The organism is Halomonas sp. BMC6 (assembly GCF_964204995.1).
In the GTDB taxonomy this organism is placed as follows: domain Bacteria; phylum Pseudomonadota; class Gammaproteobacteria; order Pseudomonadales; family Halomonadaceae; genus Vreelandella.
The window spans coordinates 709,136-733,457 of record NZ_CAXNSH010000001.1 but is presented as its reverse complement, the minus strand read 5'-3'; the positions used below and the strand labels follow the sequence as shown (position 1 = coordinate 733,457).

Annotated in this window: 23 protein-coding genes and 2 pseudogenes; 13 read left to right on the top strand and 12 right to left on the bottom strand. The window is 53.2% G+C overall.

Annotated features, from left to right (window positions below; genetic code table 11):
* Positions 1 to 68: 68 nt before the first annotated feature.
* Positions 69 to 2,138: a DNA helicase Rep gene (gene rep / locus AB6K10_RS03460; protein WP_305947237.1), complete on the bottom strand. Its 2,070-nt coding sequence runs from the start codon at positions 2,136 to 2,138 to the stop codon at positions 69 to 71.
* 108 nt (positions 2,139 to 2,246) lie between these two features.
* Between rep and AB6K10_RS03455 the strand changes: the two genes are divergently transcribed.
* Positions 2,247 to 2,717: a tRNA (cytidine(34)-2'-O)-methyltransferase gene (locus tag AB6K10_RS03455; protein WP_305947238.1), complete on the top strand. Its 471-nt coding sequence runs from the start codon at positions 2,247 to 2,249 to the stop codon at positions 2,715 to 2,717.
* A gap of 2 nt (positions 2,718 to 2,719) precedes the next feature.
* On the opposite strand, the gene pyrE is transcribed toward AB6K10_RS03455, so the two are convergent.
* The gene (gene pyrE / locus AB6K10_RS03450) at positions 2,720 to 3,385 is read right to left on the bottom strand and encodes an orotate phosphoribosyltransferase (RefSeq protein ID WP_253018725.1); all 666 of its coding nucleotides are present in this window, start codon (positions 3,383 to 3,385) and stop codon (positions 2,720 to 2,722) included.
* Positions 3,386 to 3,526: 141 nt separating this feature from the next.
* Between pyrE and AB6K10_RS03445 the strand changes: the two genes are divergently transcribed.
* The gene (locus AB6K10_RS03445; RefSeq protein ID WP_054640729.1) at positions 3,527 to 4,294 is read left to right on the top strand and encodes an exodeoxyribonuclease III; all 768 of its coding nucleotides are present in this window, start codon (positions 3,527 to 3,529) and stop codon (positions 4,292 to 4,294) included.
* 87 nt (positions 4,295 to 4,381) lie between these two features.
* On the opposite strand, the gene rph is transcribed toward AB6K10_RS03445, so the two are convergent.
* A complete protein-coding gene (rph, locus tag AB6K10_RS03440; RefSeq protein ID WP_339117992.1) occupies positions 4,382 to 5,119 on the bottom strand; it encodes a ribonuclease PH in 738 nt (245 codons plus the stop codon).
* A 119-nt stretch (positions 5,120 to 5,238) separates the two neighbouring features.
* Between rph and AB6K10_RS03435 the strand changes: the two genes are divergently transcribed.
* Positions 5,239 to 6,117 carry a YicC/YloC family endoribonuclease gene (locus tag AB6K10_RS03435; protein ID WP_339117991.1) on the top strand — a complete coding sequence of 293 codons (879 nt, stop codon included), beginning with the start codon at positions 5,239 to 5,241 and terminating at the stop codon, positions 6,115 to 6,117.
* A gap of 249 nt (positions 6,118 to 6,366) precedes the next feature.
* Positions 6,367 to 7,635 (top strand): site-specific integrase, encoded by a 1,269-nt coding sequence (locus AB6K10_RS03430; protein WP_153843648.1) that lies wholly within the window; start codon positions 6,367 to 6,369, stop codon positions 7,633 to 7,635.
* On the opposite strand, the pseudogene AB6K10_RS03425 reads toward AB6K10_RS03430, so the two are convergent.
* The 5 genes and pseudogenes from AB6K10_RS03425 to AB6K10_RS03405 all read right to left on the bottom strand — a co-directional run.
* Positions 7,599 to 7,688: pseudogene (locus AB6K10_RS03425) on the bottom strand (integrase core domain-containing protein); the annotation flags it as partial. The gene AB6K10_RS03430 and the pseudogene AB6K10_RS03425 sit on opposite strands and share 37 nt — an antisense overlap.
* Positions 7,683 to 8,049: pseudogene (locus AB6K10_RS03420) on the bottom strand (transposase); the annotation flags it as partial. The pseudogenes AB6K10_RS03425 and AB6K10_RS03420, both read right to left, overlap by 6 nt.
* Before the next feature lie 280 nt (positions 8,050 to 8,329).
* Positions 8,330 to 9,322 carry an IS30 family transposase gene (locus AB6K10_RS03415; RefSeq protein ID WP_339117985.1) on the bottom strand — a complete coding sequence of 331 codons (993 nt, stop codon included), beginning with the start codon at positions 9,320 to 9,322 and terminating at the stop codon, positions 8,330 to 8,332.
* Positions 9,323 to 9,556: 234 nt separating this feature from the next.
* Positions 9,557 to 10,644, bottom strand: a protein-coding gene (locus tag AB6K10_RS03410) for an IS3 family transposase (protein ID WP_305948193.1) whose coding sequence is annotated in 2 segments (ribosomal slippage) — positions 9,557 to 10,392 and positions 10,392 to 10,644 — 1,089 coding nt in all. Because the reading frame shifts where the segments join, the coding sequence is not laid out codon by codon here.
* Between the two features lie 592 nt (positions 10,645 to 11,236).
* The gene (locus AB6K10_RS03405; RefSeq protein WP_153843649.1) at positions 11,237 to 11,932 is read right to left on the bottom strand and encodes a hypothetical protein; all 696 of its coding nucleotides are present in this window, start codon (positions 11,930 to 11,932) and stop codon (positions 11,237 to 11,239) included.
* A gap of 78 nt (positions 11,933 to 12,010) precedes the next feature.
* Here AB6K10_RS03405 and AB6K10_RS03400 point away from each other — a divergent pair, with 78 nt between their 5' ends.
* The 5 genes from AB6K10_RS03400 to nadS all read left to right on the top strand — a co-directional run bounded on the left by AB6K10_RS03400 (position 12,011) and on the right by nadS (position 16,900).
* Positions 12,011 to 13,027, top strand: a complete 1,017-nt coding sequence (locus tag AB6K10_RS03400) for an IS30 family transposase (RefSeq protein WP_339117990.1) — start codon at positions 12,011 to 12,013, stop codon at positions 13,025 to 13,027.
* A 328-nt stretch (positions 13,028 to 13,355) separates the two neighbouring features.
* Positions 13,356 to 14,906 (top strand): helix-turn-helix domain-containing protein, encoded by a 1,551-nt coding sequence (locus AB6K10_RS03395; RefSeq protein ID WP_219862300.1) that lies wholly within the window; start codon positions 13,356 to 13,358, stop codon positions 14,904 to 14,906.
* Positions 14,907 to 14,984: 78 nt separating this feature from the next.
* Positions 14,985 to 15,185, top strand: a complete 201-nt coding sequence (locus tag AB6K10_RS03390; RefSeq protein ID WP_153843651.1) for an AlpA family transcriptional regulator — start codon at positions 14,985 to 14,987, stop codon at positions 15,183 to 15,185.
* A gap of 263 nt (positions 15,186 to 15,448) precedes the next feature.
* Entirely contained in the window at positions 15,449 to 16,159 is a 711-nt protein-coding gene (locus tag AB6K10_RS03385) for an inovirus Gp2 family protein (protein WP_153843652.1), read from the top strand.
* Positions 16,160 to 16,615: 456 nt separating this feature from the next.
* The gene (gene nadS, locus AB6K10_RS03380) at positions 16,616 to 16,900 is read left to right on the top strand and encodes a NadS family protein (RefSeq protein ID WP_039181156.1); all 285 of its coding nucleotides are present in this window, start codon (positions 16,616 to 16,618) and stop codon (positions 16,898 to 16,900) included.
* A 550-nt stretch (positions 16,901 to 17,450) separates the two neighbouring features.
* Here the strand turns inward: nadS and cls are convergent.
* Complete coding sequence (cls, locus tag AB6K10_RS03375; RefSeq protein WP_050980320.1) at positions 17,451 to 18,929, bottom strand: cardiolipin synthase; 1,479 nt, start codon at positions 18,927 to 18,929, stop codon at positions 17,451 to 17,453.
* Positions 18,930 to 19,036: 107 nt separating this feature from the next.
* On the opposite strand from cls, the gene AB6K10_RS03370 reads away from it, so the two are divergent.
* A complete protein-coding gene (locus tag AB6K10_RS03370; RefSeq protein ID WP_275443541.1) occupies positions 19,037 to 19,906 on the top strand; it encodes an MFS transporter in 870 nt (289 codons plus the stop codon).
* 148 nt (positions 19,907 to 20,054) lie between these two features.
* The gene (locus tag AB6K10_RS03365; RefSeq protein ID WP_339117990.1) at positions 20,055 to 21,071 is read left to right on the top strand and encodes an IS30 family transposase; all 1,017 of its coding nucleotides are present in this window, start codon (positions 20,055 to 20,057) and stop codon (positions 21,069 to 21,071) included.
* A gap of 289 nt (positions 21,072 to 21,360) precedes the next feature.
* Here the strand turns inward: AB6K10_RS03365 and AB6K10_RS03360 are convergent, their stop codons facing one another.
* Genes AB6K10_RS03360 through AB6K10_RS03350 form a run of 3 tightly spaced genes read right to left on the bottom strand, consistent with a single transcriptional unit; the run spans position 21,361 to position 22,537 of the window.
* Positions 21,361 to 21,801: a DUF411 domain-containing protein gene (locus tag AB6K10_RS03360; protein ID WP_008957442.1), complete on the bottom strand. Its 441-nt coding sequence runs from the start codon at positions 21,799 to 21,801 to the stop codon at positions 21,361 to 21,363.
* 13 nt (positions 21,802 to 21,814) lie between these two features.
* Positions 21,815 to 21,949: a hypothetical protein gene (locus AB6K10_RS03355; protein WP_008957443.1), complete on the bottom strand. Its 135-nt coding sequence runs from the start codon at positions 21,947 to 21,949 to the stop codon at positions 21,815 to 21,817.
* A gap of 36 nt (positions 21,950 to 21,985) precedes the next feature.
* A complete protein-coding gene (locus AB6K10_RS03350; RefSeq protein ID WP_153843653.1) occupies positions 21,986 to 22,537 on the bottom strand; it encodes a Spy/CpxP family protein refolding chaperone in 552 nt (183 codons plus the stop codon).
* Positions 22,538 to 22,894: 357 nt separating this feature from the next.
* On the opposite strand from AB6K10_RS03350, the gene AB6K10_RS03345 reads away from it, so the two are divergent.
* Together AB6K10_RS03345 and AB6K10_RS03340 are read left to right on the top strand one after the other, a co-directional pair.
* Complete coding sequence (locus AB6K10_RS03345; protein ID WP_153843654.1) at positions 22,895 to 23,266, top strand: copper resistance CopC family protein; 372 nt, start codon at positions 22,895 to 22,897, stop codon at positions 23,264 to 23,266.
* A 3-nt stretch (positions 23,267 to 23,269) separates the two neighbouring features.
* The gene (locus AB6K10_RS03340; RefSeq protein WP_153843655.1) at positions 23,270 to 24,175 is read left to right on the top strand and encodes a copper resistance D family protein; all 906 of its coding nucleotides are present in this window, start codon (positions 23,270 to 23,272) and stop codon (positions 24,173 to 24,175) included.
* Positions 24,176 to 24,322: the final 147 nt, after the last annotated feature.

Below are 24,322 nucleotides of genomic sequence, written 5' to 3'. Positions count from 1 at the left end.
CACAGGTGGGTGCTCCAAACTCCCTGTGGATATTTTTTTGTGCGATACATCGCGCTTGCCCTGCCCGCTTATCCCAGCAGCGAGCGCAGCCCGGCAATCGCATCTTTACCGCGTGCCTGCTTTTTCTCCGGGTCTTCTTTATCGGCGCGGCCCTCCCACTCCAAATCATCCGCGGGCAGCTCATCCAAAAAGCGGCTGGGTTGGCAGTCCATCAGTTCGCCATACGCCTTGCGCTGGCGGGCCAGCGTCAGCGTTAGCGTACGCCGTGCGCGGGTAATACCCACGTAGGCCAAGCGGCGCTCCTCCTCCACGGTATCCATCTCGATGGCGTTGCGGTGGGGCAGCAAATCCTCTTCCAGGCCCATCAGATACACATGGGGGAACTCCAACCCTTTGGAGGCGTGCATGGTGAGCAGCTGAACCCGATCCGAGTCATCCTCCTCTGCCTGCTGTTCGAGAATATCCCGCAGCACTAGGCGCGAAATGGCCGCTTCCACCCCGTCGGTTTCTGTTTCGGTGGAATCTGTCGCGTCTTCCGGGTCGCGGTTCAGCGACTTCTCCAACTGATCAATCAATATCCACACGTTGGCCATGCGCCGCTCGGCAATAGTAGGGGCGCTGGCGTTTTGGTAGAGCCACGCTTCGTAATCCATATCCCGCAGCATGTCGCGGATCGCGGCAATGGCATCGCCCTGGTCCATCCGTTTGCGCACGCCATCGATAAAGTGGGTAAAACGTGATAACCGCTCCACGGCGCGGGTAGGTAGGGTTTGCTCAAGCCCTAATTCATGGCAGGCGGCGAAAAGCGAAATCGAGCGCTCAGTGGCATAGTTGGCGAGCTTCTCCAGCGTGCCGGGGCCAATTTCGCGGCGGGGCACGTTGACGATGCGCAAAAAGGCGTTGTCGTCGGCGGGATTAATCAGCAGGCGCAGGTACGCCATGGCGTCTTTGATCTCGTTACGAGAGAAAAACGACGTGCCGCCGGAGAGCTTGTACGGAATTTGGTAGTGCTGCAGCTTTAGCTCCAGCAGCCGTGCCTGGAAGTTGCCCCGGTAGAGCACCGCAAAATCCCGCCATTCGGCTTTTTCTTTAATGCGCCGGGTGAGCATTTCGCTAGCGACCCGCTCGGCCTCGGCCTCTTCATGACGATTCACCACCACGCGAATCGGCGCGCCGTCGCCCATATCCGACCACAGGGTTTTGTCGTAGACGTGGGGGTTGTTAGCAATCAGCGTGTTGGCGGCGCGCAGGATAGTGCCGGTGGAGCGGTAGTTCTGCTCCAGTTTGATGACTTTCAAACGAGGGAAATCCTCCCCCAGCGTAACCAAGTTTTCTGGCCGCGCGCCCCGCCACGCGTAAATCGACTGGTCGTCGTCGCCTACCACGGTAAAGGTAGCCCGTTCCGCCATCAGCAGCTTTACCAGCAGGTACTGGGAGACGTTGGTGTCCTGATACTCATCCACCAGCATGTAGTGGATTTTACGCCGCCAGCGGGCTAGCGCCTCTGGGTCGCGCTGTAAGAGCACCACCGGCAGCAGAATCAGGTCGTCGAAATCCACCGCGTTGTAGGCTTTCAGGTGGCGAACGTAGGCTTCATAGACGCGCGCGGCGAAGTGTTCGTCATCGTCGGCCGCGAACGAGAGCGCATCCCCTGGCAGCACCAGGTCGTTTTTCCAGGTCGAAATTTTGGCCTGCACGGCGTTGATCTGCTCGGCATCGACCTGGGCATCCTTGTTCATCAAATCCCGCAGCAGCGCCTTGGCATCTTCCGGGTCGAACAGCGAAAACCCCGGCTTGTAGCCCAGGGTTTTCAGCTCGCCGCGAATGATATTGAGCCCCAGGTTGTGGAACGTAGAGACCGTCAGCCCGTGGCCCTCTTTGCCCTTTAGCATCTGGCCCACCCGCTCTTTCATCTCCCGAGCGGCCTTGTTGGTAAAGGTCACCGCGGCAATTTTGCGTGCGCTCATGCCACACTCTTGCACGAGGTAGGCAATCTTGGTGGTGATGACGCTGGTTTTGCCCGACCCCGCGCCCGCCAGTACCAGGCAAGGGCCATCGATGTAGCGCACCGCTTCTTGCTGGCGTGGGTTGAGCCCTTTGATACGGCTAAGAATGCTCTTTGGCGGTTGGGGCGTCATGGCGCAGGGTGACCTCTACAAGTGTTTCAGGGCAATTTCTATTACAATCAGCGGCGCTGACGAAGGCGCAGCAGGCAAATACAGCAGGTAACTCATAGGCAGGTGGTGATGTTTGAAGTAGCGCTATTCGAGCCGCGCATGGCTCCCAATACGGGCAACATTATGCGCCTAGTGGCGAACAACGGCTGCCGTCTCCATTTGATCGAGCCGCTGGGCTTTGATCTCGAAGAGAAAAAGCTGCGCCGCGCTGGTTTAGACTACCGCGACCTTGCCAACGTGACCCGCCACGCAGATTTTACGGCGTTTTACACCGCCATGCAGGGGCGCACTATCTGGGCGATTACCACCAAGGGCACCCGCGCCCACAGCGATGCTAACTTCGCACCGGGGGATGTACTGCTGTTCGGTTCAGAAACCGCCGGGCTCTCTCCAGACGTGCACGCCATGCTTCCGGCGGAGCATAAACTGCGCATCCCCATGCAGCCTAATAACCGTAGTTTGAATCTTTCCAACGCGGTAGCGGTGGTGAGCTATGAAGCGTGGCGCCAGCAGGATTACGCCGGCGCCCTCGAGATCTAGACTTACCCGGCAATGCCGTATTGGTCGCGGTAAGCGCGTACCGCATCGGCGTAGGCGAGCATCTCGCCGCCTGCGTGCTCTTCAAGATACGTCAGCACTTGCTCAAGGGTGACGATGCTGACCACCGGCATGCCGTACTGGGCCTGTACTTCTTGAATGGCGCTCTGTTCGCCTTGGCCGCGCTCCTGGCGGTCCAGGGCAATGATCACCCCACCGGCACGGGCACCGCTCTGCTCGATCAGGCTCATCACTTCACGGATCGCGGTGCCTGCGGTGATCACGTCATCGATGATCAAGATATCGCCTGAAAGCGGCGCACCCACAATGTTGCCGCCTTCGCCGTGGGTTTTGGCCTCTTTGCGATTGAAGGAGTAAGGCATATCCAGGTCGTGGTGGTCGGCCAGCGCCGCCGCGGTGACCGCCGCCAGCGGAATGCCTTTGTAGGCCGGGCCAAACAGCACGTCGGCTTTCAAGCCACTATCCACAATCGCCTGGGCGTAAAAGCGGCCCAGTTTGGCCAGCGCCCGACCGGTTTGGAACAGCCCAGCATTGAAAAAGTAGGGGCTAACGCGGCCAGATTTCAGCGTAAACTCGCCAAACTTAAGTACGCCCTGTTCAATGGCAAAAGCAATGAAATCGCGCTGGTAGGGTTGTAGAGTGGTGGCCACGGCATTCCTCACTAAGCGGTAGGTTTCAATCGGCACGAAAGCAACAATAAAAGTAGGGTAAATGGCAAGTTTTACTCGCTGCCTTTACCCAAACGTCTAAACGTCGGGTATCATACAGCAGCGACGCAAAAGGGACGATTTATGAAAATTGCCAGCATTAATGTCAATGGTATACGTGATGCCGTCGACCGTGGCTTCCTGGACTGGCTGGCTCAGCAGGATGCCGACGTGGTCTGCGTGCAGAACATCAAGGCGAAAAGTTTTGAACTGGGTGACCACATCCTCTATCCGGAAGGCTACGAAGGCTACTTCCTGGATGCCGAGGAAGATGGTTTCTCCGGTGTGGCACTCTATTGCCGCAAAATCCCCAAAGCCATCATGTACGGCTTGGGGTTCCCTCAGTGCGACCACGAAGGGCGCTTTCTGCAGGCGGATTACGACCGCTTCAGTATTGCTACCTTCCTGATGCCTGATGGCAGTGACCAAAAAGCCAAACAGGCGTTTATGGAGCAGTACCAGGAGTACCTGACGAAGATGTCGCGCAAACGCCGCGAATACATCATCTGCGGTACCTGGCACATTGCCCACAAAACCATCGATTTGGCCAACTGGTCGGACAACCAGCTCACTTCCGGCTTCCGCCCGGAAGAGCGTGCCTGGATGGATCAGGTGCTTGGCCCCACCGGTTTTATCGACACCTTCCGCGAAATCAATCGCGATGCAGGCGAGTACACCTGGTGGCCAAAACTTGACCAAGACGTGCCCCGTGACCGTCAAGAAGGCTGGCGGATCGACTACCAGCTGGTCGGCCCCAACTTCCGTCGTCACGTGGTGGACGCGTGGATTGATTACGATGCGACCTTCTCTGAGTTCGCACCGCTGATCGTTGAGTATGATCTAGCGCTTTAAGCGTTAGCTACTTCCCGCGTCGCACCGCCAACAGGCCAGCTTACCGCTGGCCTGTTGCGTTTCAGGGCTCCGTAATACCGAGTTCCCTTAACCGCGAATCCCCAGCGCTTCCCTCTGCTTCTCACGCAGTTCATCACCGGCTTTCTCGGCCAAATCCAGCATCGCGTTCAGCTCTTTGCGGTTGAACGCGCCCGCTTCCGCCGTGCCCTGTACTTCAATCAGCTCGCCGCTTTCGGTCATCACCACGTTCAGGTCGGTGTCGGCTTTGCTATCTTCGGGGTAATCCAGGTCCAGCACCGGCACGCCTTTGTAGATGCCCACCGAGATCGCGCTGACCAACTGCTTGAAGGGGTCGCCTTTGATCTTCTTTTCCCGCTGCAGGTAGCGAAGCGCATCCACCAGCGCCACGCAGCCACCGGTAATGGCTGCCGTGCGCGTGCCACCATCGGCCTGGATAACATCGCAATCCACGGTGATGGTGAACTCGCCCAGCTTCTTCAAATTCACCGCCGCACGCAGGCTGCGGCCAATCAGGCGCTGAATCTCCAGCGTGCGGCCACCCTGTTTGCCACGGGTCGCTTCGCGGCCACTGCGGGTATGAGTCGCGCGGGGCAACATGCCGTATTCGGCAGTAATCCAGCCCTGATGTTTACCGCGCAGCCAGCGCGGCACGCCCGCTTCCACGCTCGCGTTGCACAGCACCTTGGTATCGCCAAACTCCACCAGCACGGAGCCTTCCGCATGGCGGGTGTAATCACGGGTTAAGCGAATATCACGGAGCTGGTCGGCCTCGCGACCGCTGGGGCGAACTACATCAGGACGCATAGCACCTCACATCATGTTTAAAGTGGAAAAGCCCTCTATTGTACACGTCTAAGCGTGCGCGGATGGACCTATCGGTTAGACTGTTCGGCATCACATTGATGGAAAGGATGCATCGACTTATGGCCGCTTCACGCCGCGTACACAGCATGACCGCCTTCGCCCGCACCGAGCAGGCCGCCCCGTTTGGCACCCTGCAGGTCGAGATTCGCTCGGTGAACCAGCGCTACCTAGAGCCGCACTTTCGCCTCCATGAAAGCCTACGGGATTTAGAGCCGGTGCTGCGCGAAGCACTGCGCACGCGCCTGGCCCGAGGCAAGGTAGAGTGCAGCGTGCGGTTCGAGAGCGCCGACACCGCCCAAGCACCGGCAGTGAACGCCCAGCGCCTAAAAGAGATTGCAGACGCCCTGGCTGCCATTCAGCAGCAGGTGCCCAGCGCCGTGCCGCCCACCACGCTGGCACTGCTCAACCAGCCCGGCGTGATGGAAACCCAGCACCTCGACCAAGACGCCATCAAAGCCGCCGCCAAAGCGCTCTTTAACCAAGCGCTGGATGAGCTGATCGACGCCCGTGCCCGCGAAGGCGAAAAACTGGCCGAGATGATCACCACCCGCCTAGACGCAGTGAGCGAGCAGGTGGCCACCGTACGCAACCTGCTGCCGCAGATTTTGGAACGCCAGCGCGCCCAGCTGCTAGAGCGCTTAGAGGTCGCCAAAACCGAACTCGACCCCCAACGCCTGGAAGCCGAGCTGGTACTGGTGGCCCAAAAAGCCGATGTGGACGAAGAGTTAGACCGCCTCACCGCGCACATTGAAGAAGTGCGCCACCAGCTCGCCCAAAAAGGCCCCAAAGGCCGCCGCCTGGACTTCCTGATGCAGGAGCTTAACCGCGAAGCCAATACGCTCTCGTCAAAATCCGTGGTAGCAGAGACGACCCGCTGCGCGGTGGAGTTGAAGGTGCTGATCGAGCAGATGCGGGAGCAGATTCAGAATATTGAGTGATGCCTATGGTCGTTTTTTTAATTCTATAAAATACTGTTTTATATATTTTTAATAAAATTAGTGTCTATGCTCGTCCACCGAAATCCCGCTTAATCCACCGCCAAGTGGGTAGTAAAGTGGGTAGTAAAATGCCATGCTATCCACCAGATGGGCGTATTTCTGAGGTTTTGCTACCCAATATTAATATAAGTATTTGAAATATAAATAAATATATGGTTTTAGACGTTGGCGGAGGGGGGGAGAAGAGCGATGGGGAGTTTTACTGCCAAGAAAATTCAATCATTGATCAGAGAAGCCAAGCCTGGGCGCTACGGTGATGGCAACGGTTTGTACTTGATGATTCCGAAGTCAGGAGCGGCCTATTGGATGTGCCGCTACACCTTCGCGGGTAAGCGTCGCGGTATGACACTGGGTAAATGCTCTGAACTCTCCTTGCTCGAAGCTCGTGAGCAAGTGGTTGAGACTCAGAAAGCCATTCGTAGCGGTACAGACCCTCTTGTAGAGCGCGTACGTGAAGAAAAAATAACCATTAGCACGGTGCAGGATCTGTTTGACGATTGGTATCAGGAGCTCGAGAAGCGACTCAAGCATCCCAACATCCCTAAACGCGTCTTTGAAAAGGATATTGCTCCTGCCATCGGTTCGCTAACGCTGGCTAGCGTTACCCCTATGGATGTGCGTACCATTATCAGAAGGGTAACTAACAGCGGTCGCCCAACCGTTGCAAATGACGCCTTGATGTACTTAAAACAGCTATTTAACCATGGCATCAAGCTAGGGTTTTTGACCTATAACCCTGCGTCTGCTTTCAACGTCAACGATGCGGGCGGGGTCGAGAAAAGCCGTGATAGAGCACTTAGCGTTGAAGAGCTCAGGTTTGCCTTTGAGGTTTTCAGAGAAAATCGCACTAGCTTTACGCGTGACAACTATCTCGCATGCGCACTGCTTGTTGTGCTTGGAGTGCGTAAAACAGAGCTCACTGAAGCCACGTGGTCAGAATTTGACTTGAACAATGCGAAATGGAACTTACCCGGAGAGCGCAGCAAATCGGGTGTGGGAATGGCGATTCCTTTGCCACCACAAGCAGTCGAGTGGTTAGAGGAGCTTCACATCCGTGCTTGTGGTTCACCTTACGTATTTCCTAGCCGTCGTAGCAGTAAGCAGCCCCATATGGGCAGGGATACACTCAATCGCGCCATTGCTAAGCTATTTGGTAAAGAACCAGGCAAGAAGCAGCAACCTGAAAATAGAATGGGTGATTTACCCGAGTTTACGGTGCATGACCTTAGGCGCACTTGCCGCAGTCTGTTGGCTGAGACCGGCGTACCTAGCCATGTGGCTGAGCGCTGTTTGAATCATAAGCTGAAAGGTGTTGAAGGCGTCTATGATCGGTATGATTATTATGAGGAACGAAAGCGTGCTTTGATAAAAGTAGCAAATTTAGTTAATTCTGTAATGCTACCAAGTTCCTGCACACCCTACGCTGCTAATGCTGGGTGTGCTCTGGGTGCCACATAGCCTAATGACTGATGTGGCCGTTCTTCGTTGTAATACTGGACCCAGCGATTCAAATCGGTGTACCCAAATACACTCCTCTTTCAAGGAGCGAAAGAAGCCTTCCACTAGGCCGTTCTGCTCTGGTGTGTAGGGCGTTGTATACTCCTGATTCAGTCCATAGGCCCTGACGGTGCTCGTGTAGTGCCGATTGCTGAACACCAGACCGTTGTCAGAGCGCAGTGCCAGAGATGAGTGAACACGCCCCAGCGCTCCCAGACGATAGATCAGCGCTTCTTCCAACGCCGCCTCAGCCGTCTTGCTACTGCCGTTGACCGATAACCGCCAGCCGAGGATCTCACGTGTACAGCAGTCAATGATGACCGTTAGGCTACCTATCCTTACTACACCATAGTGTGACAAGTCGGTTGCCCAACGCTCATCCGTCCTTGAGGAAGCTGACGGTAGGCTCCTGGCTCAAGACCGAAAGTCTTGAGGCCGCTTGCGTACCTGCCAAACCTTCAGTCGAAAGATGTGCTGTATAGGCTTGCGGTTCACACTCCAGACGGCGATAGCCGTATGTAGGAGAGTGCTCCAAGGCTAGTTTTACTTGGCTGACCAGCTCAGTATTGATCAAGCTGGGTTGGTTTATAACGTCCTCCTGATGGCTGCACTATAACCTGTGCAGCTACGAAGGGGCACTTCAATAGTCCTGAATTCAAACATTAAGCGCAGCACCCGCGGTTTCCAGCGCTCCTGAATACTCTCCCAGGAACACTTGTGCCGGTGTCCGATACCCCAAGCGTTTTCTGGGGCGATTATTCAGCTTGGCAACGACTCGCCTCAGTGCTGAGTCGCTCACCTTTCGGAAGTCCGTCCCTTTCGGGAAATATTGGCGAATCAGTCCGTTGGTGTTTTCATTGGTGCCACGCTGGCATGAGCGGTACGGGTCGCAAAAATAGGTCTTGGCCGAGACGGCCTTGGCAACCTGTCGGTGCTCGGCGAATTCCGAACCGTTATCCAAGGTGATGGTCTGCACTGCACCTCGGCGTGGTTTTAATAACCGGGTCATCGCTTTGGCCGTTCCTGTGGCCGTGATTGTCGGCAGGCGCGCTGCCAAGAGGTATCCGCTGCGTCTCTCGACCAGGGTCACCAGGCCGGATTCTTTGTGGCCCTTGAGCACCGTATCGCCTTCCCAATGGCCGATATGGCGCCTTTCTTCCACTTCGGCGGGACGTTGTTCAATACCTACCCGGTGTGGAATTTTGCCCAATCCCGCATGCTTGGCCAATCGGCGCTGATAGCGCCGCTGGTGTGGTAAGCGGAGTCGCTTCCATAATTCGCCGCCGTGTTTCTTGTCGTCCCAGATTAACGCATAGATCCACTGATGGCTTACGCAAACGCCGTTGGCATTCGCCATGAAGCCACTAATTTGCTGGGGGCTCCATTCGTCCATCAGTTGATCAGTGACCCATCGAATTAGGCTGGGCAGTCGCTTCGTCACTTTCCAGGCGCTGCGTCGACGCTGATCACTTCTCAATTGAGCCTGCTCAGGCGCATAGCCAGCAGTAAGCCCATTGCGCTTTATCTCCCGGCTAATGGTGCTGCTGTGAACCCCAATAGCCTTGGCTATCTGTCGCTGGCTGATGCCAGTCTCGAGGTAAGCGAAAATTTGGTATCGTTGGGCCTGGGTCAGTTGTCGGTATCCCATTCTCTGCTTCACTTTGGTCGGTAAAGTCGAGAGGGTACCGGCGCTGGCCCTCCTTCCTCTACTGTGTGATCCAAAGTGCTGCGGTTATTCTATGAATCCAGGGTTCAAGGGTAATCTAAAATACTTTTGGAATTTAATGGCTTCACCTTTTTCACAGTATTGATGTTATTGCTTTGATTGCTATGGTTTTCATGGGGTAATCCCCCCATTTTTAGCGGGGTTCAAAAGTAGACCTCAGGCCATCATAGCCAACTTCTGTTGAGGGGTAATCCCTCCGAGTCCCATATTGGGTCGTTCGTGATTGTAGTGCCAGAGCCAACGAGTGGCATAATCCTGGACTTCTTCGGTGCTGTCGAATAGATATTGTGCCAGCCAATCGTAACGCACCGTTCGGTTGTAGCGTTCGATATAGGCATTTTGCTGGGGTTTGCCGGGCTGGATAAACGCCAAAGCAATGCCTTGGTTCTCCGCCCAGGTCGCCAGCTTGCCACTGATGTACTCTGGGCCGTTGTCACAGCGAATAGAACGAGGCTTGCCCCGCCATTCGATGATCTGCTCCAGTGATCGGATAACACGCTCTGCCGGAAGCGAGAAGTCCACTTCAATGCCAAGGCCTTCGCGGTTAAAGTCATCGATCACATTCAGCAGCCGGTAACTGCGTCCGTCGTTGAGCTGGTCGTGCATGAAGTCCATCGACCAGCTGTCGTTGATCGTGTCCGGCACAGCCAAAGGCTCCGGCTTTTCACGAACCAGGCGCTTCTTGGGCTTGATGCGCAGATTCAGTTCCAGCTCCCGGTAAATCCGGTACACCCGCTTGTGATTCCAGGCAAAGCCTTTCACATTGCGCAAATGCAGGAAACACAGACCAAAGCCCCAGTTCCGCTGATTATGGGTCAATCGAATCAGCCAGTCGGCAATCTCGGCATTCTCGCTGCTGAGCTTGGCCTGGTAGCGATAGCAGGTCTCGCTGATGCTGAACATCCAACACGCCAGGCGAATGCTGACACGCTTCTCAGTGACGGCCTTCTGCGCCATCTCACGGCGACGAGACGGCTTCACCACTTTTTTTCGATGGCTTCCTTGAGGATGTCAGCCTTCAGCCGTTCTTCGGCATACATCTTCTTGAGCCGGCGGTTTTCATCCTCCAGCTCTTTCAAACGGGCCATCATCGATGCGTCCATTCCGCCGAACTTCGCGCGCCATTTGTAAAAGCTGGCGCTGCTCATGCCGTGCTCACGGCACAGCTCCGGAACCGGGGCGCCGTTCTCGGCTTGCTTCAGGATCGACAGAATCTGGCTGTCGGAAAAACGTGACTTCTTCATGCAGAATCTCCCTGCGTGTAGCTTACGGAAAATTCTACTTTCGATCACCGCTGTTTTTCGGGGGGATTACCATGGGACTCAGCAGTGGATTATCACTAACCCAGCCAATAGCCTCAACCAACGCTAAATAGGAAATCGAATTAATTGTGAATCGCCAATGACGTTCTAGGCCATCGTGCGGACTTTAGTGTTATTTTTGATACCACCAGGAGCGTGTGTTTGCATTTTTAAAGTGAGCGATAAGGTGGTCTTAGTAAGGGCTTTTGTATTCTCCATAGAGGTTAAAGAGCTTGGTTTTTTCTCTGAAACCTCTAGCTAAATATTGAGTTTGACCATGATTCGTTAAAATAGAATTAAAACTTTTATTTACACTTCTTGAACTGCGATTTTTGTTAATTTTGCCCTGTCTGGTACGTGCTCATCACGTTAATAAGAGCCCTCCGTTAATCAAGTTGTAATAAGCCGAACTGTGTTTGCTCTGTGGAATTTCACGAAATAGGCAGTCTTTATGTTTAGGTTGATGTAAGTGTTAAGTGTGACGATATTGCTGAATTTCAGGTTGCCATCTTAAAGTTTTAATGATTGGCGTTTTTTAGTAGTAGTAAAAGCCATATTTACAACCTTTTTCTAAGGCTTTTTCAAGTGTTTCAGGGTTTATAGAGCCGTCAGGAGACTGCATGATAGAGATTGTAGTTGCTAGCTCTGTAACGCGTTCTCTGACTAATTTAAAATAAATGGTGCGTAGGTTAAAGTCTTTAGATGGATCTCCTCCGTTCTTCAGTACTTCAAGGCTACAGCGGTGGTTGATTTCGTTCATCAATTCATCGATCAAACTATCCACGTCACTTTGATGTATATATTGTTGTGCTATATCTAAAAACGAATCGCTTAAATTGCTGGTTTCTTTAGCTATAAAATTCTTTTTTCCCAGCGCCTCGTTAATAAGATCGCTGAGTGTTTGTGCTTGAGACTGTTTACGCTTTTTCGCTAAAAGCTTTAGTTGCTTTATTTTTTTCTCTGGGATTTGAAGAGAGACTGGGTTGCCATTCTTCTTACGGTATTGGTACGTATTCCAGGCTCCTTTCATTTGCCTGCTGGCTTCTCGATATTCAGCTTCATCAGGAAGCTTCTTCAAGCTTTTAGCCATCTCAACATAACCGTACTCAGCAGGCGGTTTTACCGAAATGAACGCCGTAGAACCTTTGAAAATCTTACGCGCCAAGTAACTAGCTATCCACTCCAGCTGAGCAGGATCACGAGTTACGATCCAATCGAAAGGTTGAGTCATGAACAATTTCCACTAGTGAATTAGCTTGGCCGCAGAAACTGAGTGCAACACCTGAGTATTTCGCTAAGGTGTTGCCCCATGTCTTACCTCGAACTCAGCATTGAAGAACGCGCCAGCATCCAGGTGGGTCGCGCCCAAGGGATGAGCCTTCGGCATATTGCCCAGCTTCTGGGGCGAGCGCCTTCAACCATCTCGCGTGAAATACGCCGTAACCAAATGGACCAGAACGGTTACTGTGCCCGGCATGCCCAACGTCAGCGAGAACAGCGTCGAGTGTCCTGTCGTCCTACGCGTAAGCTTTTGCCAGGCACCGAACGGTTTGATCTCATCGTGCATATGTTGCGGCGACGCTTGTCTCCCGAACAAATTAGCGGCAAGCTCAAGGTGATGAAACTACCTGATTTGCGCGATGCCTACGTCTGTCGAGAGACGATCTACACAGCCATTTATGCTCTGCCTGTTGGTCACCTTCGCAAGGAGCTGATTCACTGCTTGCGGCAAGGTAAAACGACACGCAAGCCTCGCCGTGGCGAAGTGGATCGGCGTGGCCAGATTCCTGACATGGTCAGCATTCACTTACGCCCACCCGAGGTCAGTAAGCGTGAAATGCCCGGCCACTGGGAGGGTGATCTGATCAAGGGCAAGAATAATGCGTCTGCTGTTGGCACGCTGGTAGAGCTCAGTAGTGGCTATCTGATCCTGGCCAAAATGGCCGACGCTACCGCTACCTCAGCGGTAGCAGGCTTCAGCGCCGCCTTGAACCGGATGCCGACCACTGCTCGAAAAAGCATGACCTATGACCAGGGGCGCGAAATGGCAAAGCATACGGAGATCACTCAGAATACCGGCGTAGCGATTTATTTTTGCGATCCCCACAGCCCCTGGCAACGGGGCGCCAACGAGAATATCAATGGCCTGATCCGTCAATATTTACCGAAAGGAACGGACCTATCGGTGCATAGCCAGGAAGAGCTGGATGCTATTGCCCTGGAATTGAATATGCGACCTCGAAAACGCTTTGATTTTAAATGTCCGATAGAGGTGATGAGTGAACTGATGGCCAAGTACCATGAAAGCCCATCAACCCTCCAATGAGTGTGTTGCGCTCAGAGTCTGCATCCGCCTAGATATATCTAATTTTTTTGAGTCGGCTGTCACATGTCAAATACATTGTACACATGCAATGTACGGTTTCAATGGTTAATTACAATGTAATAGAACAACGTAAAAAAATGAATCGATAAAAGTCCGTGAAATCGGATTTTTATTTTTTGTAGAATGCCGTAAGCTGCATGCTATGCACACATCCATTCTGACCTACAAGAACGCTCGCCTAACGCCCGAAGAACGATGGCTACTGATGCAGTGGGCGTCTGTGATAGGCGCTGACCAGAGCTTTGATGGCACTTTGAAGGATCTCTTCATGAGCCTAGGCATGACGTATGCGCAAGGCCGTCGAGCCTGGGGTTGTCTCATAAAAAAACACGGAGAAAGGCAAAACCAGTTTATTGAGATTGAGCGCCTACCTATTAAAGGACCAGGACGGCCAGCGGCACGTTATCGTTTATCAGCAAAGTTTGTGAAAGAACTACAGAAGTATCCGTTGTCTTCTACGCACCACGTAGAAGAAATAGCCACACTTACCAAAACGACCCTACTATCTGCTGAAAATAAAAATAAGGATCTGGTAAGAGATGGACGTCGCCGCCGTTCAAGGTTGACCTTGCCTAACCGGTGGCTATTAATGGTGTTGCTAGCTCATGCTGATACGCCAGGTGTAATAACCAGCCTTGGAATATCAACAATACGTCACCTCACTGGGATGTCACGCTCCCGCATAGATAGGCAACTGAAGAAATTGGTCGATTTAGGTATCGTTGCTCACCATGAGCCAGGGCGATACTCACACCAAGCTAAAAAACGCAAAACCTCTATTTATCTGCTTGATTTAGCCCACCCCTCATTTGGAAAACACACAAGAACGCCCATTACAATTGTGTCGCCGCCTTCAAGCACCAAACCCGAGGTAACGGAATCAACAAAAGGTGAAATAAAAAGAACGGAGTTAGTCGGTGGAATAGTGGATGCAGTGATGACTGCAGGGGTATGCAGCTTGCAAATCGAAGCATTGTTGAAGGAGTACAATGCCAACAAGGGTTCTGATAGTACCGTGTCAGACGATACTAAGGATGAATCAAAACGAGAGCATGATCCTTATCGCGAGGCTAAAAAATACCAAGAGAGATACAACGAAATCAAAATGGTTTTTGACCTGGCGCTATCAATGCTGCCAAGCACACGTTATCTAGAAGGTGGCGTTGAAGAACTTCTTAAGCGCTACGATGTGGAGGATGCAAACTGGTTACTTACCAGTGTTCATATCGATACTTGTCGTCTGCTAACTTCCTCCTGGAATGAATTGAAAGAAGGTTGTTCCGGGCCTGAACAGCCACAACATGACGTTATAGTGGCGACTGCTCGTCGTTTAGGCATAACGCCTGAATATGTGATCGAAACGAAACCTGAGCAGGAGTCAGAATGGGCGTCTGAAAAAGCAGACAACTATACAAAGGCCTTGGACGATAAGCCTCCCACAGTAGAACCAATAACAGAACAATTCTCTTATCACCCCTTGGCGCTACTGTTTTATGCCCTGTCACATCACCTAGCCAAACAGCTTCAGCGTGACATCATCCGTAATGGACACGGAGACGACGAAGCAATGACCTACATGCTTGTGCCTGTTTTTCCCAATTCACCTAACGGCTCGACCTTACCCGCGTTTCAACTACGTAGCTATGGCCTGCGTTCCGAAGATGCCGGTAAAGAGCCAACGACCACTATATCCCGCAGCCCTGTCAGCGAGGATCTAAAAACCTATTGGCAAACACATCATCAGGATTGCCTTTCAGCTATCAATGATGAGCCAGATGATGGCACAGAGTCTGACGCTCAAGAGCCGAGCGACGCATGACCACCAGTAGCCAAAGTCACTCTCCAATTAAAAAATACTCACCAGCCTCATCTCATGAACGAATAACAGGAGTTCGTCATGAGCAACCGACTCATCCGCATCAAAGACGTCATGGATCGCACCGGGCTGGCTAGATCGACGGTCTACAAGTACATCAACCTTGGGCAGTTCCCTCAGCCCATCAAGCTGGGCACTCGGGCTGTTGCCTGGGTCGAGCGCGAGGTGGAAGCCTGGATCTGCGAAAGCATCGAGCGCAGAGATCAAGTAGTGCTGAAGTAACTCAACCTTTCCTCATTTAATTGAAGAGTGATTATTCGCTAACGGCGACTCACTCCCACCAGCAACCATCAGTACCTATCGGTCACTACCCATTCCCAAGAACCTTGTTTAATTATTATTATTTAAATCAATTAGTTAAATCAAAGGGTAATGGAAGGGGCATCAAGCCCCGTACCTGAGTAGCGAGCGTAAAGGTAGCCATCCACACGTATCCGTCTCAATGAATCCAGCCTCCGCTGGAGGCTTCGTCGTGCCTGACATACATGCTCATGCCTCCGAAGGCATGGGTCGATCTCACTATCGAGGTAATTAAAATGCTTCAACGACACCCATCAAACGCTAATTTGTGCTTGAACGCTGCTCCTACCTTCAACGGGCTTGCTCTCCAAGTGAAACACCTCCCAATGGCCGATGAATACCTTCAGGCCCTTTACAATACAATGCACAAGGCTCTCGCTGACTACCCTCGCGTGCTAGCCTTCAGAGTCGATCCTGTCATTCCTACAACGATAAGTGACCGGATGAGGCCGGAGGATCACAAAGGCCTTATCGCAAGGTTCATCGCTTCCTTTAAAGCGATTATCAAACATGATCGTGAGAGTAAACGCCAAGCTGGCTGGGTGCCTGACACTAAGGTGCGCTACGTGTGGTGTCGGGAGATTGGCCTTAACGGCAAGCCGCACTATCACTTCTTCTTCCTACTGAATCGTGACGCGTATCACATGCCAGGTAAGGCAGGCTCTCAAAACGAGAACCTTATCAGCCGTGTGTCACGTGCTTGGTACAGCGCGCTGGGAATCACTTGGAACCCTCAAGAGCCATGGGTACACATACCTGATAACCCGTACTACTGGATCGACCGAGGTGACCTGACTAGCTTTGAGCAGGCTTTCACACGCGCTTCGTATCTCTGCAAAGCGAATACAAAGCAGTATGGGCTAGGTGTACGAGCGTTTGGCACCAGTCGCCACTGAAAGCCTCGTTACGATCATTGAGCAAGGCTGCTAAGCAGCGCTTTGCCCCCATGCCCCCACACCGCTAAACTCGGTTCACTATTTTGTTGGGGCGATGTATCAGCCATGCCCACGGTTACTGCCATACATGGAATCATCAATGAGCCACACCGTTACGCTGCAACAGCTGGAAACCCCAGTAGGACTTTAACCTGTGAGCAAGGGATTATGAGTGCAACCAAACAAACTTTGGGATCGCGCCTGCAATGCGGAAACCAAGAATTATCAATACGTTATCTTTTCCAGGGATTACATTACTCACATGTCTTTCATCCTGTTAGCAGCCAGATGACAACCAGGCGGCGACCATATATCTGTGATATTGGCCTACCCTAAGAACATGAAGGACAACATAACACTTGCTGAAAAGGCCGCATTGAAAACACTGACCCACCAATTAAAGGAGGAAGTTTCTGGATGAGCATTTTTGACGAACTCCAAACATCGCTGCAGGAAGCCGTTGAGATTAATCAGGGCAACACTGAGGCTAGCCGCACAGCACGCCATGAAGTAGCCGATGTAAAAGCCATTCGTACCAAGCTCAATGTTTCTCAGGCGGAATTTGCCAGCGCAATGGGAACCAGCGTGGATACGATCAAAAGCTGGGAAGGCAAACGTAATAATCCTACGGGGCTAGCCGCTAAGGTACTGGCGACGATTCGGAATAACCCAGACTTTTTCAATGAAATTGCTTCACACTAACACCTACTTTCCTGACATAAGAATAATGGTAATTTGACGTGAGTGTGAAAAGCGCATTCTTAGACGCGCACTCCCGGAAAAATTGCGCCATCACCTGAAGCCCTTGAATCCGCATGCGAATACAATGGCCTTGTTCAGCCAGCTACATACTACTGTCAACCACCGTAAGGTTGTCTTGGTCTGCGCAACAATATCTTCTTCATTAACTAAGACCCTCTCCTAGGGAATCTGCGCAGTCAACGAATCGGAGGCGTCCAATAGCCTGCTCGTCACAGAGTCAACAGCCGTTGCACAGATCTCGTTACGGTTGTACCAGACCCTAACGAGTTTAATGGCGTACAGTTACCACACCAGCCCGAGCCAACTCGGTGAATCGCATTACCTTTTCTTCAACTGTTCATTTTATTTCAGCTTAAAACCGAGAGGTTGCCTGAAGTTTACTATCTGGATTGAGTATTGCACGAGGGGCTTTCATCATGGCCTGAAACTCCAAAGCGAAGACTTGAATGCAAAATCACAGGCCAGCGGGCAATAGAGTGATCAAGCACACTCATAAGACCGGCGCAAACAAATAGGCCGCTCGAGCCGCCACCCGATGCCAAAGCGGCTTATCGCTGATCTCTTCTGGCTGCATCTGCCGTGCCCGCGCGAAATCCGCCTTGAACATCGCATCAACCTCGGCGGCAAAGTCGGCGTCCATCACCATCGCCGTCACCTCGAAGTTGAGTCGAAAGGAGCGGTTGTCGAGGTTAACGGTACCCACTGCCGCACCGATTTCGTCAACCAAAAAGGCTTTGCCATGTAAGAAGCCCCCCTCGTAGCGATAGACCTCGACCCCCGCCTCGAGAAGCGAATCGAGAAAGGCATAGGCCGCAAAGTAGGTTAGAAGGTTATCTGGACGTTCGGGAATCAGGATTTTCACCTCTACTCCGCTTAACGAGGCTAGTTTAAGCATCGCCAGCACCCCCTCATCTGGCACAAAGTAGGGACTGGATATCCAGATACGCTCTTGCGCGGCGTGAATTGCCTGTTGAATCATCAGACTAGCCGTCTCAAATCGGTCTGCGGGCCCACTCGGAAGAATGAGCACCGGTGTACCATGGCCGCTTGGAATTAGCGGTGACCAGGGAAGCTCGGGGATTTCCTCAGTCGCCCAGTGCCAATCTTCAAGAAACACCAGCTGCAGCGCCAAGGCCGCAGGCCCCTCAATCATTAGGTGGGTATCACGCCACGGGCCAATTCGTGGGTGGCCTTCCAAGTATTCATCGCCAACATTGAATCCACCGACCCAAGCTCTTTCCCCATCGGCCACCATTATCTTGCGATGGTTGCGAAAGTTGAGCTGGAAGCGATTACCTGTCCCCCGCGTAGAATGAAAGCGATGTACTCGAACACCCGCCTCTTCCAGCGTCTGGAGATAGTGGCTCGGCAACGCATAACTTCCAATTTCATCGTATAGAAAGAAGACCTCCACGCCCTGCCTAGCCTTCTCAATCAGCCGTGCCTGCAGCGCCAATCCCACTGCATCAGCCCGAACGATATAAAACTGCACAAGCAGATAGCGCTCAGCAGCATCAATACCGGCAAACAAGCTCTCGAAGGTCTGCTCACCGTCGATCAGCAGTTCCACCCGGTTGCCACCTAGAAACGGCAGCTTGGCCAGCTGTTCGACACCCACCAGATGCTTGTCAGCGTGTTCATCCGAAACCCCATGAGCCCGCAGCTCGGCCAGTTTTTCAGCAAGCGCCTGCCCCAACACCGAGTTCTCGTCGCGTCGTGCAGAGACATAGCCCTGGAATTTCGTGCGGCCGAACACCCAGTAGGCTGGCACCGCCACATAGGGCAATGTGTTTAGTGAAACGATCCAGGCCACAGCTCCCTGAGAGGTACGGCTCGACATCATCGCATCCAGTGACGACACAAACCCAACCAGATGAGCAACTCCCACCACGAGCAGTAAACGACGCCAGAATCGACGTCGCCTGGAGGGCAGCGTTACTGCCCCCGGCTTTTCCCTTTCATCGCTCATGCTCCCCCTAAACCACCTTTTTTCGCTGTAAAATCAGTTTTATCATTGCCGCAACCTGAACGGTAAAGACAATACTCACGAGCCCTACAAACCAGAACCGAAACCAATTGGGCCCAGACACCCCACTCTGGAAAATCTCTGCCGCCCTGGTTATATCGGTGATCCTGCCTGCGTCTCACCCCCTAGAGGAAGCCCCCGGCGTCTGGCGTCGCGTTACTCATGGTATGCGGATTTACCTGAAGACGCCCCGGTTGCGCGGGCTACTGGCGTTGAACCTGGCTGTTTCAGCCGCCGGGACCATGCAGATCGTCAACACGGTGGTACTCGTACGCTCGGTGTTGAATTTGGGCGAGAAAGAAGTCGCACTGGCCTTTGCCGCCGCAGGCGGGGGCTCCATGCTAATAGCCTTACTGCTGCCCAAGGTGCTGGAACGGGTGTCCGAGCGGCCAGTCATGCTGCTGGGTGGCGTTATGATGGCACTCAGCCTCTACCTGGGCTGGCTGGGCCCATCGTTTGCGGGGCTTGTCGGGCTATGGTTACTGCTGGGCGCTGGGGCCTCGTTGGTCATGACCCCCACCGGGCGCCTGCTCAAACGTTCATGCCAGCCGGAGGAGCGTCCAGCGCTGTTTGCTGCCCAGTTCTCGTTGTCACACAGCTGTTGGCTAGTCACCTATCCGTTGGCAGGCTGGCTGGGAGTGAACCTGGGACTGACGGGTACGTTCGCTTTGCTGGGAACGGTGGCCCTGGCGGCAACGGGGCTCGCGGCCCTTATCTGGCACGCACATGACCCGATGGCTCTTGAGCACGAGCACGCTGCCCAAAGTCACACCCACCTGCACTACCACGATGAACATCATCAGCACGAACATGAGGGATGGGAGGGGCCGGAACCTCATCGCCATTCCCACCATCATTCCCCAGGCTCACATGGGCACGTCTTTGTTATCGATGACCACCATTCCCATTGGCCATCGTAAAACGAGTAAGGACGCGGGCTTGGGAAATAAACGTGGGATGCGAACTGCCAATCTTACTAACGCGGGTATACAACATGCTCACCTTTTATTAAGGCTTGGCCGCAGAAACTGAGTGCAACACCTGAGTATTTCGCTAAGGTGTTGCCCCATGTCTTACCTCGAACTCAGCATTGAAGAACGCGCCAGCATCCAGGTGGGTCGCGCCCAAGGGATGAGCCTTCGGCATATTGCCCAGCTTCTGGGGCGAGCGCCTTCAACCATCTCGCGTGAAATACGCCGTAACCAAATGGACCAGAACGGTTACTGTGCCCGGCATGCCCAACGTCAGCGAGAACAGCGTCGAGTGTCCTGTCGTCCTACGCGTAAGCTTTTGCCAGGCACCGAACGGTTTGATCTCATCGTGCATATGTTGCGGCGACGCTTGTCTCCCGAACAAATTAGCGGCAAGCTCAAGGTGATGAAACTACCTGATTTGCGCGATGCCTACGTCTGTCGAGAGACGATCTACACAGCCATTTATGCTCTGCCTGTTGGTCACCTTCGCAAGGAGCTGATTCACTGCTTGCGGCAAGGTAAAACGACACGCAAGCCTCGCCGTGGCGAAGTGGATCGGCGTGGCCAGATTCCTGACATGGTCAGCATTCACTTACGCCCACCCGAGGTCAGTAAGCGTGAAATGCCCGGCCACTGGGAGGGTGATCTGATCAAGGGCAAGAATAATGCGTCTGCTGTTGGCACGCTGGTAGAGCTCAGTAGTGGCTATCTGATCCTGGCCAAAATGGCCGACGCTACCGCTACCTCAGCGGTAGCAGGCTTCAGCGCCGCCTTGAACCGGATGCCGACCACTGCTCGAAAAAGCATGACCTATGACCAGGGGCGCGAAATGGCAAAGCATACGGAGATCACTCAGAATACCGGCGTAGCGATTTATTTTTGCGATCCCCACAGCCCCTGGCAACGGGGCGCCAACGAGAATATCAATGGCCTGATCCGTCAATATTTACCGAAAGGAACGGACCTATCGGTGCATAGCCAGGAAGAGCTGGATGCTATTGCCCTGGAATTGAATATGCGACCTCGAAAACGCTTTGATTTTAAATGTCCGATAGAGGTGATGAGTGAACTGATGGCCAAGTACCATGAAAGCCCATCAACCCTCCAATGAGTGTGTTGCGCTCAGAGTCTGCATCCGCCAGGCGTAATATTAATAGGAGGTTTTTGCGCAAAGTAAGCTTTAACAGGCTTGCTAGTGTGGCAATGTGTAGGTGTAAAGAAAACGACGCAATCTTATTTTTAGCTTACCGTAACGAATCGACCCGTAACGCACTAGCAAAGTAAATCCTAAGTTTAATACAGCGCTTTCGTTTTAGTAATGTATGACTTGAATGCGCCTGCTGTACTACAAGAGTCCGTTAGAACGGCGTGCAGACAGCAGGCGAGCTTTTATCACCCTACTAAAGGGTCATAAATGGCTCATCTTCCTGGCCTGTAAACGTGTACACATTGTAAGGGCTTTCTTGTGGCCCCGGCATACCCGGTGTGCCAATGGGCATACCCGCCAAACCGATACCGTCAATATCGGGTTGTTCCTCAAACAGCGCCTGCACGGCTTCCATTGGAACGTGGCCTTCGATCCAATACTCGCCCATCTCAATGGTATGGCATGAACCCAGGCCATAGGGCACGCCTGCCTGCTGCTTAATATCACCCAGCTCTACATCGTCAATAATCGTCACTTCTACGCCGAGCTCTTCAAGATGGCGTGCATAAGCGTCACAGCAGCCGCACTGGGGGTTTTTATACAATGTTGCCTCTGGCGGTAACGCCGCCTGGGCGGAGACCGCCCCAAGCAGCATGGAACCAGAGAGTAAAAGCTTGGTGCTCATATGTTGCATTATTTTCAACTCCTTAGCGTGAACGACTGAAGAGGTATTTTGCCAGCGAAGCGATCGCCAAGCCAATTAATAACAGCATGGCCAGGGGCATCAACCAGCCTAGCCACCCCATTGACCCCATAAAAGCAAAACATTCCGCGTTCATCATGCCATCACTCCTAAAAAAAGAGGCAATCGCCAAGGCTTATTGCGGGCCATGGTGGCTGGGCATGCTTCCTCTCATCTGTTCACGCTGCTCATCGGTCAGTAAGTCCTGCATCTGATTATGCATGCGCACGTTATCAGCCATCATATCGCCATGAAGGTTGGCCATTTGAGCATGCAGCGCCTTTATTTCCTCTGGTTCAGGGCGTTCAGTCTGCATGGTTTGCATCATGTCGTCGCGCAGGTTCATCAATTCGCCCATCCGCTCAAGCTGGGCCGCGCGGTGTTCTTGGCGCATCTCACGCATGGTACTCATCTGCTGCTCGTCGAGCATACCGCCAATGCCGAACATACTCCCCATGCCTTCCATCATTGGACAAGGCATCATCCCGCTTTGCCCTCCCATCATCATTCCTGGGTACATGCCTTCTTGACTGCCCATCATCATGCCCGAACCCATACCGACTTGGCCGTCCATCATATTGCCCTGACCTTGGGCGCCTTGGCTCATACCTTGAGCGAAGATGGCGCTGCTGGGGACACTGAGGCTTGCAGCCAGACCAATGACAAAGATCATCTTGTGCTTAACCATGATATTTCCTCTTATCATGTTGCTGGTCGAGACATCGCCTTATCCATTAAAAATGGAAGAAGGCGGAGTTAGCTTTCGTTATAAGCCTACAACCTATAGGTGGCCCAAAGGTAAAGGAGAAACCGATCCCAATACCTAAGTGTTGTCACAGATCATTTTTTCCGCCATTTTCAGCCCTGCTTCAGGTTGGCACGCTATAACACCTACACATTTCTTTGAAGATTCATACGACGCCATGCGCCTTGTTCGCCAAACAGGGAAAATGAACGATGTAAGAAGGCTCAACCGAATCAGTTTTAGCGCCTCCGCGATGAAGTAACAATATCCATTCAACCCTGAAAAACATAAGGATACGGTATGCAAAAGAAGACGAGTTCGCTCCCTATCATTCACGCTTCCTTAGCAACGCTGTTGCTGTCGCTAGCAATCCCAGTGCTGGCCCATGAAGGGGCCGCAAGCACTTCGCCTAAGGATGGCGTCACCATTCAGGATTCCCCAGCAGAGATTGGCATCGAGTTTGGTGGCATGATGCGCATCACCCAGTTTGAAGTGGCAGGCCCGGACGGCCACGTTCCTCTTGATGGTCAGCCAGGCAGTGAACAGGTCGATCGCTACTTCGTAAAGCCCAGTGACACTCTTTCGGCTGGGGATTACCAGGTGCGCTGGCGTGGCCTATCGGATGACGGGCACATGATGTCCGACGGTTTTAACTTCTCGGTCGAGCCCTGACCCGTGGCCTGGTGGTTCTCCGTAAATAGCCTCGACGTCTGGACCGTCGCGATGATTCTCGTGGCGGCTGGGGTTTACCTTAGTGCCCTAGTCGCGACGGGGGCCGTGTTGTTTCGTCTAGCGTTTCCCCGCCTCCCTGATCACGACCGGAGGCGCGTCGCCCGCATGGGCGTCTTTGCTGCCTGGGCGGGGGTCATTCTGATTCTGTTCCAGTGGCCTTTAGAAGCTGGTTACCTTGGGGGCGGCAATATATCTGCTGCAACCAACCCAATGCTGCTCGGAATCGTGTTTGAGGGTGCGTCCGGGGGCCGGCTAATGCTGGCGGTAGCTGGCTTGCTGCTGGTTCAGGCGATTCAGCTTAATAACTTAGCGCACTCGAAAACAGCCAACAGCGTGAGCCTAGTAGGCGTTTTATTGGTGATGCTGGCATTCGTGCAGGTGGGGCATACAGTAAACACCCCACGCCTCGTTCTGGCTGGCTTGCTGATCGTTCACCTGATGGCGGCAGCATTTTGGGTGGCCTCGCTTTGGCCGCTGTTCCATTTAGTTGGACGGGGTCACAACCAGGACAATACCGCCCACATTCTGACCCGTTTCGGGAAAATCGCCATGGGCGGAGTTGGCGTGTTGGTACTGGCGGGCGTCACTTTGGCCACGCTGCTAACAGGCGGTCTCACACCCCTGCTCACCACGGCATATGGACAGTTCTTGATCGGCAAGGTATTGATTGTGGCGGCGCTACTGTTATTTGCTGCCGCGAACAAGTGGCGGCTTGTGCCGGCCTTTGAGAGCGGCGACGCAACAGCCCCAGGACGGTTACAGAGAAGTATTGCACTGGAGATGGTGCTGGTCGCGGTTATCTTGTTGATCACGGCAGTGCTGACAAGAGTGTCATCACCGAATGGGTGACTAACAGGTCAACCACCTTGTTGAGCCGTTCCAGAGCTCGAAATTAACGGTCTCCTTCTTATGGGCCTTACGCTGAGGTTTAGGCGGAGGCTGCCATAGGCAATTGCACCAACAAGACGAAAAGTCATTGCTGCAGCGTTGACTCTA

What these genes read in the sequence shown, in the direction of transcription:
- cls (WP_050980320.1), bottom strand. Translation starts at nt 18,929, where the DNA reads ATGAGCGATGAAAGGGAAAAGCCGGGGGCAGTAACGCTGCCCTCCAGG.
- AB6K10_RS03405 (WP_153843649.1), bottom strand. Translation starts at nt 11,932, where the DNA reads ATGACTCAACCTTTCGATTGGATCGTAACTCGTGATCCTGCTCAGCTG.
- AB6K10_RS03455 (WP_305947238.1), top strand. Translation starts at nt 2,247, where the DNA reads ATGTTTGAAGTAGCGCTATTCGAGCCGCGCATGGCTCCCAATACGGGC.
- rep (WP_305947237.1), bottom strand. Translation starts at nt 2,138, where the DNA reads ATGACGCCCCAACCGCCAAAGAGCATTCTTAGCCGTATCAAAGGGCTC.
- AB6K10_RS03360 (WP_008957442.1), bottom strand. Translation starts at nt 21,801, where the DNA reads ATGCAACATATGAGCACCAAGCTTTTACTCTCTGGTTCCATGCTGCTT.
- AB6K10_RS03400 (WP_339117990.1), top strand. Translation starts at nt 12,011, where the DNA reads ATGTCTTACCTCGAACTCAGCATTGAAGAACGCGCCAGCATCCAGGTG.
- AB6K10_RS03355 (WP_008957443.1), bottom strand. Translation starts at nt 21,949, where the DNA reads ATGATGAACGCGGAATGTTTTGCTTTTATGGGGTCAATGGGGTGGCTA.
- AB6K10_RS03345 (WP_153843654.1), top strand. Translation starts at nt 22,895, where the DNA reads ATGCAAAAGAAGACGAGTTCGCTCCCTATCATTCACGCTTCCTTAGCA.
- AB6K10_RS03445 (WP_054640729.1), top strand. Translation starts at nt 3,527, where the DNA reads ATGAAAATTGCCAGCATTAATGTCAATGGTATACGTGATGCCGTCGAC.
- AB6K10_RS03350 (WP_153843653.1), bottom strand. Translation starts at nt 22,537, where the DNA reads ATGGTTAAGCACAAGATGATCTTTGTCATTGGTCTGGCTGCAAGCCTC.
- AB6K10_RS03415 (WP_339117985.1), bottom strand. Translation starts at nt 9,322, where the DNA reads ATGGGATACCGACAACTGACCCAGGCCCAACGATACCAAATTTTCGCT.
- AB6K10_RS03390 (WP_153843651.1), top strand. Translation starts at nt 14,985, where the DNA reads ATGAGCAACCGACTCATCCGCATCAAAGACGTCATGGATCGCACCGGG.
- rph (WP_339117992.1), bottom strand. Translation starts at nt 5,119, where the DNA reads ATGCGTCCTGATGTAGTTCGCCCCAGCGGTCGCGAGGCCGACCAGCTC.
- AB6K10_RS03430 (WP_153843648.1), top strand. Translation starts at nt 6,367, where the DNA reads ATGGGGAGTTTTACTGCCAAGAAAATTCAATCATTGATCAGAGAAGCC.
- AB6K10_RS03435 (WP_339117991.1), top strand. Translation starts at nt 5,239, where the DNA reads ATGGCCGCTTCACGCCGCGTACACAGCATGACCGCCTTCGCCCGCACC.
- AB6K10_RS03385 (WP_153843652.1), top strand. Translation starts at nt 15,449, where the DNA reads ATGCTCATGCCTCCGAAGGCATGGGTCGATCTCACTATCGAGGTAATT.
- nadS (WP_039181156.1), top strand. Translation starts at nt 16,616, where the DNA reads ATGAGCATTTTTGACGAACTCCAAACATCGCTGCAGGAAGCCGTTGAG.
- AB6K10_RS03365 (WP_339117990.1), top strand. Translation starts at nt 20,055, where the DNA reads ATGTCTTACCTCGAACTCAGCATTGAAGAACGCGCCAGCATCCAGGTG.
- AB6K10_RS03395 (WP_219862300.1), top strand. Translation starts at nt 13,356, where the DNA reads ATGAGCCTAGGCATGACGTATGCGCAAGGCCGTCGAGCCTGGGGTTGT.